The organism is Lentzea sp. NPDC102401 (assembly GCF_044765805.1).
Lineage (GTDB): Bacteria > Actinomycetota > Actinomycetes > Mycobacteriales > Pseudonocardiaceae > Lentzea > Lentzea sokolovensis.
This window is the reverse complement of the sequence record NZ_JBIWKS010000020.1, coordinates 1-11,922: the sequence shown is the minus strand read 5'-3', so window position 1 is coordinate 11,922 and position 11,922 is coordinate 1. Positions and strand designations below refer to the sequence as shown.

The following is an 11,922-nucleotide window of genomic DNA, read 5'->3' as shown; positions in this document are numbered from 1 at the left end:
CGCGGACAGAGCGGACGTGCTCACCCGGATCGGGCACTTCGACTCTCCGCACGGCCGGGTCACCGGGAACAACCTGGACACGACGACGGAGGCGACGATGATGAACTGGTACTACGGCACCCCGATGGGCTGGGGCGGGTTCTCGATGATGGCGCTGACCATGCTGGTGTTCTGGGGCGGCCTGGTCGCGTTGGTGGTCGTGCTGCTGCGCCGGGCCCCGCACACCGGCTCGGAGACCCGCATACTGAGGGAGCGGCTGGCCCGGGGTGACATCGACACCGAGGAGTTCGACCGGATCCGGAAGACGCTCGATTCCAGGTGACAGGGTCTTTGGTCCCTGTGTGCCGCCGGCCGGCTGAGAGATCGTGATCGCGGAACGATCGAGAGAAGGTGGTTGCGGTGGTGTCGAGAGTCTTCCTGGTGGACGACCACGAGATCGTCAGGGTAGGCATCAGGGAACTGCTCAGCGCCTCCCCCGACCTGGAGGTCGTGGGCGAGGCCGCCTCGGTGACCGAGGCGCTCACGATGGTCCCGGCGACCAACCCCGACGTGGCGGTGCTCGACGTCCGGCTGCCCGACGGCAACGGCATCGAGCTGTGCCGCGAGCTGATGTCCCGCATGCCGGACCTCAAATGCCTGATGCTCACGTCGTTCACCGACGACGAGGCGTTGTTCGACGCGATCATGGCGGGCGCGTCCGGGTTCGTGCTCAAGCGCATCCTCGGCACCGACCTCACCACGGCGGTGAAGACCGTGGCGGCCGGACAGTCCCTTCTGGACGCACGGTCCACGGCCGCGCTGCTCAACCGCATCCGCCGCGAACGAGAGCAGGGCGACCCCGTCCGCGCGCTCACCGAGCAGGAGCGGACCGTGTTCGACTACATCGGCGACGGCCTGACGAACCGGCAGATCGCGGAGAAGATGTTCCTCGCGGAGAAGACCGTGAAGAACTACGTCTCGCACCTGCTCGCGAAACTCGGCCTCGAACGCCGCACCCAGGCCGCCGTGCTGGCCTCACAGCTGCGCAGGCCCACCCACGACAACGAAACCGGCTAGTCCAGCGGTACCCGCCACGTCACCCGCGTGCCGCCACCGGGCTCCTCGCCGACGGTGAGCACGCCGTTCAGCTCGGCCGCGCGCTGCTCCAGGTTGCGCAGACCGCTGCGGGCCACGTCAGGCGGCATGCCCAGGCCGTTGTCGACCATCGAGATCACCAACGCGTCGCCCGCCTCGACGGTGAGCGTCAGCTCCGTGGCGTGTGCGTGGCGCAGCGCGTTGCTCACGGTCTCGCGCACCACCGCCTCGGCGTGCTCCCCGATGTAGTCGGGCACGAGGCTGTCGATGGTGCCCGACATCCGCACCGCCGGACTCAGCTCGCCGTCCTCGGTGAGTTCGGCGACGATGTTGAGCAACCTGCGCCGCAGACCGGTGTCACCGGAGTCCGCCTGCAGGTCGAAGATCGACGTGCGGATCTCCAGCACGGTCTGGTCGAGCTGGTTCACCGCCTTCGTCACCCGCCTGCGAGCCTCCGGATGAGTCACCCACGTCAGCGCGCCCTGCAGACTCATTCCAGTGGCGAACAACCGCTGGATCACGTGATCGTGCAGATCGCGGGCGATCCGGTCGCGGTCCTCCAGCACGTCCACCAGGCGCTTCGCGCTCTGGTTCTCCGCGAACTCGATCGCGACCACCGCCTGGTCCGCGAACGAGGCCAGCAAAGGCATCAGGTCCGCACCGAACGGGGCGGCGTCCTTGTCCCGGACGGCGAGCAGGACACCGGTGACCGCGGTACCGGCCCGCAGCGGCAGCACGACCGCGGCTCCCGTCCGCGCGGGCAGGTCGCCGAGCTGGCCGTCCGCCTCCTCGACCAACGCGGGAGCGGCCGTCTCCAGCACCTGCGCGAGCACCGGCGCGTCGGTGGCGAAGGTGTCGGGGACAGCCTCGTTGCCCGCGTACGCCGCCCTGCGGAGTTCCTTGCCGTCCCGCAACAGCACCGCCGCCCACGACGCCGACGCCAGCTCCACGGTGCGCTGGCCGATCAGCCGCAACGCGTCCTCGGCGGTGGCGCCGCCGAGGAGCTGGGCGTTGATCTCCGCCGTCGCCTCCAGCCACCGCTCGCGCATCCGCGACCGTTCGAACAGGCGGGCGTTCTCCACCGCGACACCGGCCGCGGCGGCCAGCGCCGCCAGCACGACCTCGTCGTCGGCGGTGAAGTCGCCGCCGCCGATCTTCTCGGTCATGTAGAGGTTGCCGAAGATCTCGTCGCGCACTCGCACGGGCACGCCGAGGAAGCTGTGCATCGGCGGATGGTTGGGCGGGAAGCCGACCGACGCCACGTGCTCGCTCAGGTCGTGCAACCGGATCGCCCTCGGGTCCTTGATCAGCAGACCGAGCAGGCCCTTGCCCTCCGGCAGGTGTCCCATGTGTGCACGGGTCTCCGGGGCGATGCCGACGTAGACGAACTGCGAGAGGTTGTGCCGCGAGCCGAGGACGCCCAGCGCGCCGTAGCGGGCGCCCACGAGCTCCACCGCGGCCTGGACGATGCGCTGCAGGGTGGAGTCCAGCTCCAGGCCGGCGCCGACGGCGAGGACCGCGTCGAGCAGGCTCTGCATCTTGTCGCGCGTGGACCCGATCTCGGCGAGCCGGTCGCGCATCTCGTCGAGCAGTTCGTCCAAGCGCAGCCCACCGAGCAGGCTGCGTACCGGTGGGTCCTGCGGGTCGGCCATGGATCAAGCCTGTCACGAGGGCGTGGCGACGCCAAGCGGTCCCTGCCAGGTCGGGACCTTCGACGCTGGGACCGCCAGGGGGTTGCGCAGACAGTGGACCGGTCAGGAGTTCGAACGGCAACACGATGGGGTGACGGACATGGCCGAGGTGACCGCGGCGCTGGGACTGGGACCCGAGCAGGTCGAGCGGGTGCTGGCGGCGGCCTCGCTCGCGCCGTCGGTCCACAACACCCAGCCCTGGCGGTTCCGCGTCCGGTCCGACCGCATCGAGTTGCACCCGGACACCTCGCGCAGGCTGGAGGCGACCGATCCCGAGGATCGCGAACTCCGGCTGTCGTGCGGCGCGGCGCTGTACAACATGCGGCTGGTGTTGCAGGACATGGGAGTGCGCCCGCTCGTCACGATGCTGCCGGGTCAGGACGCACCCGGCGCGCTCGCCGTCGTGCGCAAGGGCGGCACGGTCAAGCCCGACGCGGAGAACCACGCGCTGCTCGACGCCGTTCCCCACCGGCGCACCAACCGCCACCCGTTCCACGACGCCCCTGTCGACCCTCGCCAGCGTCACTCCCTGGTGCGGGCGGCCGAGCTGGAACGCTCGTGGCTGCACGTGGTCACGACCCCTGAGGACCGGGCCCAGCTCAAGCGATTCGTCCAGCAGGCGCACCAGATCCAGCTGGGCGACGGGGCCGTGCAGGCGGAGCTGGCGGCCTTCACCGGCCACCGGCCGCACGCGGTGGACGGCGTGCCACCCACGTCGGCGGGGCTCCGGCCGGAGCTGCAGGACGAGTGGGCGTTCCGAAACTTCCAGGGCCCCGAACGCCATCCCGGCAAGGACTACGAGTCCGACCCGCTCGTCGTGGTGCTCTGCTCCTTCTACGACGGCCCGCTCGGCGAACTGCAGGCAGGCCAGGCGCTGCAACGCGTGCTGCTCACCGCGACCACGCACGGGCTGTCCGCGTCGTTCCTGTCCCAGCCGGTCGAGGTGCGGCGGATCCGCGAGGAGCTGCGGCGCTCCCTCGGCGGAACGCTCGTCCCGCAGACCGTGCTGCGCGTGGGGTTCAGCACGCCGGTCCCGGCCACGCCGCGACGCCCGGTGGCCGAGCTCCTGCTGGATTCGAAGGATCGCGCCGAGTGCTGAGGCGTCCACGTCGCGTGACCGGCCCTGCGGCGCTGGGACTTTGGTCCCGGCCGGACGGACCCTTCCCGCACTGCTCCAGATGGACGCCGCGAGCCATTGTCGACGCATGGAACCAGTCGTGATCATCCAGGACGGCGCCCGGCGTGACGAGGCAGTGTTGCGGTGGGCCGCCGCCTACGCCCAGCTCGTCGGCACAGGCCTTGAGATCCACCGTCCGCAGGACGACTTCCGCGCCCAGCTCGTGGTCGTCGGCTACCGGAGACGAAGAACCTCGGCGCCGGGGCTGGGTGGCGACGTCCTGCCACCGCCGGCCTCGGCGCGCTGCGACACGGTCGTCGTACGCGGGACGCCCGAGGCCGTCGACGCCCGGAACCGCCACGTCACCGTGCTGGTCAGCGGTGGCCCCGGGGACAGACGGGTGCTGCGTCACGCCGCGGACTTCGCCCGGCGGCGCGACGCGGCACTGCGGGTCCTCCACGCCGCGCCGGAACTTCCGGTCCGGGACGGCGTGGTCACTGACCCCACGTACGTGCTCGCGCGTGCTGCCGCGGTGCTCGACGGGTTCAGGCACCATGCCGTGCTCGTCCGCGCGCAACCGCACGAAGCGATCGCGCGGTGCACGGACACCGACCTCATCGTCGTCGGTTCCGGTGACACGCATGAGAGCGGTACCGTCACAAGAGCCTCGCTCCATCACGCGCCGTGCCCCGTTCTCGTGGTGCACCAGCCGGTTCTGGCGGCACGCCATCGCCGTGCCGCCATCCCCACTCCTCGCCGGCCGGTTCGCCTCGAGGCCTGAGTTCGGCCGCACCGACCACGTGCTGGTCGACGCGAATCCCGCGGCCACGTGGAATTCCTTGCGGGTTCGCGTTGTGGTTCCGCGAGGTGCCGCAGCGGTGGCGAGCGCGCGGTCGGCAAGTTCTGGCGGCCGGTGGTGAAGTGCGTTCCGTGCGAGCCCGTGACTTCCCCGACTTCGCCACGCCGGGCTTCGGCAAGGTCCGCACGCTGTTCTCGTCCGAGATTCGCGTGACGCTCACCGATCCCCCGGCCTGGCTCCGCTTCCACCGCTACTGGCGGATCAGCACGCCGGCCGTGTGGATCATCAGCCGTGCGGTGCTGCGCACGATCAAGCACAACAGGTCTTTAGGTCCTCCGGTGTCCGGGACCACGGGCTCTGCGCCGCGCCCGCCGGTCCGGGAAGTCTGGGATCGACGAACCGGCGAGGAGAAATCCCGATGAGGACGCTGGTCCGCCGCTGTTCGGTGTCCTGAATGGACGGATCGGGTCAGCCGGTGCGGAACTCGCGCGGCGGGTGCACGACCGGTTCGCCCGTCCACTGACCGCACCAACCCGAATGAGGAGCGAGAGATGTCGAACGCCGACCTGGAGCTCGTCGACGCGTACTGGCGAGCCGCCAACTACCTGTCGGCAGGCCAGATCTACCTGATGGACAACCCGCTGCTGACCGAACCGCTGGCGCCGGAGCACATCAAGCCCCGCCTGCTCGGCCACTGGGGCACCACGCCGGGCCTCAACTTCGTCTACGCGCACCTCAACCGGATCATCCGCGAGCGCGACCTCGACATGATGTTCGTGACCGGCCCCGGCCACGGCGGTCCCGCGTTGCTGGCCAACACGTGGTTGGAAGGCTCCTACAGCGAGACGTACCCGGACGTGCCGCGCGACGCCGAAGGCATGCGGAAGCTCTTCCGGCAGTTCTCCTTCCCCGGCGGGGTGCCCAGCCACGTCGCGCCCGAGGTGCCCGGCTCCATCCACGAAGGTGGTGAACTGGGCTACTCGCTGGCGCACGCGTTCGGCGCCGCGTTCGACAACCCCGGTCTGATCGTCGCGTGCGTGGTCGGGGACGGCGAGGCCGAGACCGGCCCGCTCGCGGCCAGCTGGCACGCCGACAAGTTCCTCAACCCGCAGCGGGACGGCACGGTGCTGCCGATCCTGCACCTCAACGGCTACAAGATCGCCAACCCCAGCCTGCTCTCGCGGATCCCGCACGACGAGCTGGACGCGTTGCTGCGCGGCTACGGCTACACGCCGTTCTACGTCGAGGGCGACGAACCCAAGGCGATGCACGCCCGCATGGCGGAGGTGCTCGACCAGATCGTGGACGAGATCCACCGCATCAGGGGCTCGGAGGAGCGGCCGCGGTGGCCGATGATCGTGCTGCGCAGCCCGAAGGGCTGGACCGGTCCGTCCGAAGTGGACGGCGTGCCGGTCGAGAACACCTGGCGGGCGCACCAGGTGCCGCTGTCGGGCGTGCGGGACAACCCGGAGCACCTGCGGCAGCTGGAGGCCTGGCTGCAGAGCTACCGGCCGACGGAACTCTTCGACGAGGACGGAGCGCCGCGGCCGGAGCTCGACGCGCTGGTACCGGCCGGTGAGCACCGGATGGGCTCGACACCGCACGCCAACGGCGGACTGTTGTTGCGCGAGCTGAAGATACCGGGGATTCGCGCGCACGCCGCCGAGGTCGTGAAGCACGGCACCACGCACTCCGAACCGACCAGGGTGCTCGGCCGGATGCTGCGCGACGTCATCACGCTCAACGCCGACGCCAGGAGCTTCCGGATCTTCGGCCCGGACGAGACGGCGTCCAACCGCCTCGAAGCCGTGTACGAGGTGACCGGGAAGCAGTGGCAGGCCGAGACACTGGCGGTCGACGAGCACCTGGTGCACGACGGCCGGGTGATCGAGGTGCTGTCCGAGCACCTGTGCCAGGGCATGCTGGAGGGCTACCTGCTCACCGGCAGGCACGGTTTGTTCAACTGCTACGAGGCGTTCATCCACATCATCGACTCGATGTTCAACCAGCACGCCAAGTGGCTCAAGACGCACAAGAAGCTGGAGTGGCGCAGGCCCGTCGCGTCGCTGAACTACCTGCTCAGCTCGCACGTGTGGCGCCAGGACCACAACGGCTTCTCCCACCAGGACCCCGGTTTCATCGACCACGTGATGAACAAGAAGGCCGAGGTCGTCCGCGTCTACCTGCCGCCGGACACCAACACGCTGCTGTCGGTGGCGGATCACTGCCTGCGCAGCAGGGACTACGTCAACGTGATCGTGGCCGGCAAGAACGAGACACCGGACTGGCTCGACGTCGACGAGGCGATCCTGCACTGCACCCGTGGCGCCGGCATCTGGGAGTGGGCGAGCAACGACGACAGCATCGAGGAACCGGACGTCGTGCTGGCGTGTGCCGGCGACGCCCCCACCGTCGAGGTGCTCGCCGCGACGAAGCTCCTGCGCGAGCACCTGCCGACGTTGCGGGTCCGCGTGGTCAACGTGGTGGACCTGATGCGCCTGCAGCCCGACACCGAACACCCGCACGGGATGCCGGACCGCGAGTTCGACGCGCTGTTCACCACCGGCAGGCCCGTCATCTTCGCCTATCACGGCTACCCGTGGCTGATCCACCGCCTGACCTACCGCCGCACCAACCACCACAACCTGCACGTCCGCGGCTACAAAGAGGAAGGCACCACGACGACACCGTTCGACATGCTGGTGCTCAACGACATGGACCGCTACCGGCTGGTGATCGACGTCGTCGACCGCGTGCCCGGCCTCGGCCCCAAGGCGGCCCGGCTGCGCCAGCACATGCAGGACCAGCGCACCCGCCACCACAACTGGATCCGTGAGCACGGCGAGGACATGCCCGAGGTTCGCGACTGGACCTGGCAGTGAACGTTCTCGTGGTGAACGCGGGCTCGTCCAGTCTGAAGCTCGGCGTTCTCGGCGAGGACGACACCGTCCTCGCCGAGACCACCGTCGAACGGTGGTCGTGCGGCGACGAAACCGGCCCGCTGGAGGACTTCCTTCGTGACGCTCCATCTGTTGACGCCGTAGGACACCGCGTCGTGCACGGTGGCTCCGAGTTCACCAGCGCCACCGCGATCGACGATGACGTGCGCGCCAGGATCGAGGCGCTCACCGGACTGGCGCCGCTGCACCAGCCCCGCGCGCTCGCCGGCGTCGACGCGGCACGCCACCTGCTCCCCGACGTGCCTCAGATCGCATGCTTCGACACCGCCTTCCACACCACGATGCCCGCGGCCGCCACGACCTACGCCGTGCCCGCCGCATGGCGCCGCAAGTGGGACCTGCACAGGTACGGCTTCCACGGCCTGTCACACGCCTACGCGTCCCGGCGGGCGGCCGAACTGGCAGGCAGGCCCGGCGCTCGCGTGGTGAGCTGCCACCTCGGTTCCGGGGCGTCGCTCGCCGCTGTCGCGAATGGACGGTCCGTGGACACGACGATGGGCTTCACCCCGTTGGCGGGCCTGGTGATGGCCACGCGCAGCGGCGACGTCGACCCAGGCCTGCTGGTGTGGCTGCAGCGCGCCGGACTGTCGCTGGACGAGCTCGAGGACGGCCTGGAACACCACTCCGGCCTTGCCGGCCTGTCCGAGGTCGGCGGTGACCTGAGGGACGTGCGCAAGGCCGCGGAGAACGGTGACGAGCACGCGGTTCTCGCTTTGCAGGTGTACGTGCACCGGCTGTGCCAGAGCATTGCCGCGATGACCGCGTCCTTGGGTGGAATCGACCTGCTCGTGTTCACCGGCGGCGTGGGAGAGCACGACGCGGCATTGCGGGCGGACACCGCTGCCGGACTGGCCTTCCTCGGCATCGCCCTCGACAAGGGACGCAACTCCGAAGTCTCGCGGGACAACCGCATCAGCGCAGACGGTTCGGCTGTCGGGGTCTGGGTCGTCGAGGCACGGGAGGACGTCGAGATCGCCACGCAGACCCGCGCACTCGTTGAGGGATGAGAACACAACTGACCGCGGGCCCGTGCGGTTCAGGGCACGACATCGACCAGGACCTTGCCGACGGTCCCGTTCTCCACCGCGCGGTGGGCGTCAGCGGTGCGGTCGAGCGGGAAGCGCAGCAGCGGCAGACCGTGTTCCTCGCCGACGGGTAGGGCGCCGTCAGCGATCGCAGCGGCGACGTCCTCAACGGCCGCGGCCAGGACCTGCGGTCCCGCGGTGTAGAGCACGAGGAACTGGAGGCGGGTGTTCATCACCATGTTCCGCCGCACATCGAGGTCGACCGGGCGGCCGCCTTCGTTGGCATAGGTGGAGATCGTGCCGCGGAAGCGCAGGACGGCGAGGTCGAGTTCGAGGTTCGCGCCGAGGGCGACCTCGGCGATGACGTCGACGCCGTCCGGGGCGATCTCGCGGATCGCGGCGGCCGGGTCGCCCTCACGGTAGTTGACGACGTGGTGGGCGCCGGCGGCGGTGGCCAGCCGGGCTTTCTCCTCACCACTGACGGTGCTGATCACGGTGGCACCGGCCCAGCGGGCGAGTTGGATCACCGCGTGCCCGACCGCTCCGGCACCGCCCGCGGCGAGCACGACCTTGCCGTTGAGCGCACCGGGCCGCAGACGGTGGGGCCCGTCCTCGGCGACGGTGAGCGCACGGTGCGCGGTGAGGGCGGGAATGCCGATCGCGGCGCCGGCCTCGAACCCGACGTCGTCGGGCAGCGGTACAGCTCGGTCCGCGGGCACGACCGTGAACTCGGCCGCGGTGCCCGCCGGTCTCCCTGCCGCGGCCATGAACAGCCACACCCGCTGGCCTGCCCGGCCGGGATCGACACCGTGACCGACGGCGTCGATCGTGCCCGCGCCGTCGTTGTGCGGGGTGATCTCGGGGAAGTTCGCCGGGTGGGCGTCGCCGGAACGGGCCTGCGCGTCGGCCGGGTTCACGCCCGACACGGCAACTCGAACGCGCACCTCGCCGGGACCGGGTGAGGGCACGTCGCGGTCGACGAGTTCGAGCACCTCAGGGCCGCCGTGGTCGCGATAGGCGATGGCCCTCATCAGATGGCGACTTCGCTGGAACGGGACTCCACGGCGTCGAGCGCGGCGAGGGTCGCGGCGTCGAACGTGACCGCGCTGACCGCCACGTTGGCTTCGAGGTGAGCGACGTCGGCGGTGCCGGGGATGAGCAGCACGTTCGGGGCGTGGTGCAGCAGCCACGCCAACCCGACCTGAGACGGCGTGATGTCCAAGGACTCCGCCACCGCGTGCACCGCGGGCTCGTCGGTCACCTTGGGCAGGCCTGGAAAGGTGCCGCCGAGCGGGAAGAACGGGACCCAGGCGATGCCTTCCGCCAGGCACAGCTGGAGAAGGTCCTCGTCGTCACGGGAGACGAGGCTGTAGGCGTTCTGCACGCACACGATGCCCGCGGGCAGGGCCCGGCGCACCACGTCGAGGCTCACACTGCTCAGACCGATCGCGCCGATCTTGCCCTCGTCGCGCAGGGCGGTCATCACCGCGAGCTGGTCGTCGAGATCGACCACCTGGTCGCCTTCCGGCCGCAGGCCCGGGCCGGTGTCGAGGCGGCGGAGATTCACCACGTCGAGCCGGTCCGTGCCGAGACCGCGCAGGTTGTTCTCGACGCTGGCCCGCAGCTGTTCAGGTCGCTGGGCCAGCCGCAGCGGAAGCGGACCCTCGGGGTTCGGGTCGGCGCCGACCTTGGTGACCACCAGAACCCCGTCGTCGTCGCGCAGCGCTTGGCGGATCACCTCGTTGACGAACCCGAAGCCGTAGAACTCGGCGGTGTCCACGTGGTCCACACCCAGCTCGACCGCCCGCCGCAGCAGCGCCACAGCATCGTCGCGGCGGTCGTGCAGGCGTTCGAGTTGCATCGCGCCATAGCCGACCCGGCGCACGGTGCGGCCGTCGAACGACGCTGTCAGGGCGGTCATGACGTGGTCTCCTCGGTGTTCGGCCGCAACGCGGCCTGGAGCAGTTCGGCGAGATAGAGCGCCATCACCCGGTGCGCGATCGGCGCGGCCCGCTCCCCCGCCTCGGCCGGATCCCGGCCCTCGACCTTGACCAGCCACGCCGTCACGCAGTCGCGCACCACCGCGCGCACCCCGTCGATCATGTCCACGACGATGCCGCCGATCACGGGGTCGGTCGTCGCCTCGCCCCAGATCTGCACGCCGAACCTGGCCGCGACCGGATCGATGGCGGCGGTCATGCGGGCGAGCAGTTCGTCCGGGCCGGGCGGGTGGTCGCCGTCGGCGTACCGGCCGAGCGTCTCGGCGCGTTCGACGAGGGTGGCGCGGGCCGTGGCCTGGATCAGCTCCGCCTTGTTGCGGTAGTGCGCGTAGATCGATCCGGTCGACAGCCCCGACTCCGCCGTGATGTCGGCGATCGACGTCCGCTCCAGACCTCTGCGCCCGAAGCAGCGCACCGCCGCCTCGGTGATCTGCGCACGCCGGAGTTCCTTGCGAGCTTCAGTGAGTCGAGGCACCGCATCTCTCCAAAAAGAGCCGGGGTTCTGTTTGCGCTGACACTAGCAGAACTCCGGTTCTCTTTGCCGCCGTCTCACGGCCTCCCGCGCACTACTCGGTGAACATCGTGAACGACCGCATCCTGTCGAAGCGCCGGGCAGCGAGATCATCGGTGCTGATCAGGAAGCATCCGTAGTAGACGTCGCTTTCCGTGGGGAACTGGGCGAGCGGCACCCATTCCCCCCTCAACCGGCGCTCCTCCTCGTGGAGCAGGCGGAACCACTCCGCCCTCTGGAGGTCGGAGCCGCCAGGCCGATCACCGAGGTTGACGGACGCCATCTGCGTCCACGGACCGTCCTGACCACCGATCTCCCTGCCGTACCCGCCGAGGCGGAGCGCGGTGTACCGGTCCGGCGCCGGCCACAGTTCGCCGACCAGCGCGCACAACTCGTCGAGGTGCTTCAGTTCGTCGAAGAGCTGCTTCACGGTGTCCGACTCGAACTCGACGTCGCGGTCTTCGATCCAGTCCGGCAGAACCGGCTGAACCCACGCGGACAGCCGCCGCTCGGGGATGAGGAACGGGATGTTCTCGTGGAAGAACGTCGCGCTGTCGTGGTCGGGCGGCGGCGACGCCACCGCCGTGTCCGCTCCCGCCGGGACGTACAGCGCCTGCGCGTACGGCGACCCACCAAGAGGGGAATGTTCTTGAACCGCTCCCCGGAAGTTGGACTGGGAATCCAGTTCCGACTCTCCGGGGAGCGGTTGTTTGCATCCACGAAGTTCGTTGTCTGAGGGGCAGCG

12 protein-coding genes are annotated in these 11,922 nt (G+C 70.0%); 7 read left to right on the top strand and 5 right to left on the bottom strand.

Annotated elements, in window-relative coordinates; translation table 11 throughout:
- The first annotated feature begins 16 nt into the window (after positions 1-16).
- Together ACIRG5_RS44185 and ACIRG5_RS44180 are read left to right on the top strand one after the other, a co-directional pair.
- Positions 17-322: an SHOCT domain-containing protein gene (locus tag ACIRG5_RS44185; protein ID WP_402916716.1), complete on the top strand. Its 306-nt coding sequence runs from the start codon at positions 17-19 to the stop codon at positions 320-322.
- Positions 323-399: 77 nt separating this feature from the next.
- Positions 400-1,056 carry a response regulator gene (locus tag ACIRG5_RS44180; protein WP_402916714.1) on the top strand — a complete coding sequence of 219 codons (657 nt, stop codon included), beginning with the start codon at positions 400-402 and terminating at the stop codon, positions 1,054-1,056.
- Here ACIRG5_RS44180 and ACIRG5_RS44175 read toward each other — a convergent pair.
- Positions 1,053-2,726: a GAF domain-containing protein gene (locus ACIRG5_RS44175; RefSeq protein WP_402916712.1), complete on the bottom strand. Its 1,674-nt coding sequence runs from the start codon at positions 2,724-2,726 to the stop codon at positions 1,053-1,055. The two genes, ACIRG5_RS44180 and ACIRG5_RS44175, sit on opposite strands and share 4 nt — an antisense overlap.
- Positions 2,727-2,865: 139 nt before the next feature.
- Here ACIRG5_RS44175 and ACIRG5_RS44170 point away from each other — a divergent pair, with 139 nt between their 5' ends.
- The 5 genes from ACIRG5_RS44170 (at position 2,866) to ACIRG5_RS44150 (ending at position 8,648) form a co-directional block, all read left to right on the top strand.
- Positions 2,866-3,864: an Acg family FMN-binding oxidoreductase gene (locus ACIRG5_RS44170; RefSeq protein WP_402916710.1), complete on the top strand. Its 999-nt coding sequence runs from the start codon at positions 2,866-2,868 to the stop codon at positions 3,862-3,864.
- Positions 3,865-3,970: 106 nt separating this feature from the next.
- The gene (locus ACIRG5_RS44165; RefSeq protein WP_402916708.1) at positions 3,971-4,663 is read left to right on the top strand and encodes a universal stress protein; all 693 of its coding nucleotides are present in this window, start codon (positions 3,971-3,973) and stop codon (positions 4,661-4,663) included.
- Between the two features lie 149 nt (positions 4,664-4,812).
- Positions 4,813-5,103 (top strand): hypothetical protein, encoded by a 291-nt coding sequence (locus ACIRG5_RS44160; RefSeq protein WP_402916701.1) that lies wholly within the window; start codon positions 4,813-4,815, stop codon positions 5,101-5,103.
- A gap of 129 nt (positions 5,104-5,232) precedes the next feature.
- The gene (locus ACIRG5_RS44155; RefSeq protein WP_402916693.1) at positions 5,233-7,563 is read left to right on the top strand and encodes a phosphoketolase; all 2,331 of its coding nucleotides are present in this window, start codon (positions 5,233-5,235) and stop codon (positions 7,561-7,563) included.
- Positions 7,560-8,648: an acetate/propionate family kinase gene (locus ACIRG5_RS44150; protein ID WP_402916691.1), complete on the top strand. Its 1,089-nt coding sequence runs from the start codon at positions 7,560-7,562 to the stop codon at positions 8,646-8,648. The genes ACIRG5_RS44155 and ACIRG5_RS44150 overlap by 4 nt, the downstream gene beginning before the upstream one ends.
- 29 nt (positions 8,649-8,677) lie before the next feature.
- Here the strand turns inward: ACIRG5_RS44150 and ACIRG5_RS44145 are convergent, their stop codons facing one another.
- The 4 genes from ACIRG5_RS44145 to ACIRG5_RS44130 all read right to left on the bottom strand — a co-directional run bounded on the left by ACIRG5_RS44145 (position 8,678) and on the right by ACIRG5_RS44130 (position 11,757).
- Positions 8,678-9,697, bottom strand: a complete 1,020-nt coding sequence (locus tag ACIRG5_RS44145) for an NADPH:quinone reductase (RefSeq protein WP_402916689.1) — start codon at positions 9,695-9,697, stop codon at positions 8,678-8,680.
- Positions 9,697-10,587 carry an aldo/keto reductase gene (locus ACIRG5_RS44140; protein WP_402916687.1) on the bottom strand — a complete coding sequence of 297 codons (891 nt, stop codon included), beginning with the start codon at positions 10,585-10,587 and terminating at the stop codon, positions 9,697-9,699. Before ACIRG5_RS44140 ends, ACIRG5_RS44145 begins: the two co-directional genes overlap by 1 nt.
- On the bottom strand, positions 10,584-11,141 hold the full coding sequence (locus tag ACIRG5_RS44135) for a TetR/AcrR family transcriptional regulator (RefSeq protein ID WP_402916685.1): 558 nt from the start codon (positions 11,139-11,141) through the stop codon (positions 10,584-10,586). Before ACIRG5_RS44135 ends, ACIRG5_RS44140 begins: the two co-directional genes overlap by 4 nt.
- Positions 11,142-11,232: 91 nt before the next feature.
- The gene (locus tag ACIRG5_RS44130; protein WP_402916683.1) at positions 11,233-11,757 is read right to left on the bottom strand and encodes a hypothetical protein; all 525 of its coding nucleotides are present in this window, start codon (positions 11,755-11,757) and stop codon (positions 11,233-11,235) included.
- Positions 11,758-11,922: the final 165 nt, after the last annotated feature.

Excerpts from the sequence above, each read along its gene's own strand:
- ACIRG5_RS44140 (WP_402916687.1), bottom strand. The coding sequence starts at position 10,587 with ATGACCGCCCTGACAGCGTCGTTCGACGGCCGCACCGTGCGCCGGGTC.
- ACIRG5_RS44155 (WP_402916693.1), top strand. The coding sequence starts at position 5,233 with ATGTCGAACGCCGACCTGGAGCTCGTCGACGCGTACTGGCGAGCCGCC.
- ACIRG5_RS44165 (WP_402916708.1), top strand. The coding sequence starts at position 3,971 with ATGGAACCAGTCGTGATCATCCAGGACGGCGCCCGGCGTGACGAGGCA.
- ACIRG5_RS44175 (WP_402916712.1), bottom strand. The coding sequence starts at position 2,726 with ATGGCCGACCCGCAGGACCCACCGGTACGCAGCCTGCTCGGTGGGCTG.
- ACIRG5_RS44145 (WP_402916689.1), bottom strand. The coding sequence starts at position 9,697 with ATGAGGGCCATCGCCTATCGCGACCACGGCGGCCCTGAGGTGCTCGAA.
- ACIRG5_RS44170 (WP_402916710.1), top strand. The coding sequence starts at position 2,866 with ATGGCCGAGGTGACCGCGGCGCTGGGACTGGGACCCGAGCAGGTCGAG.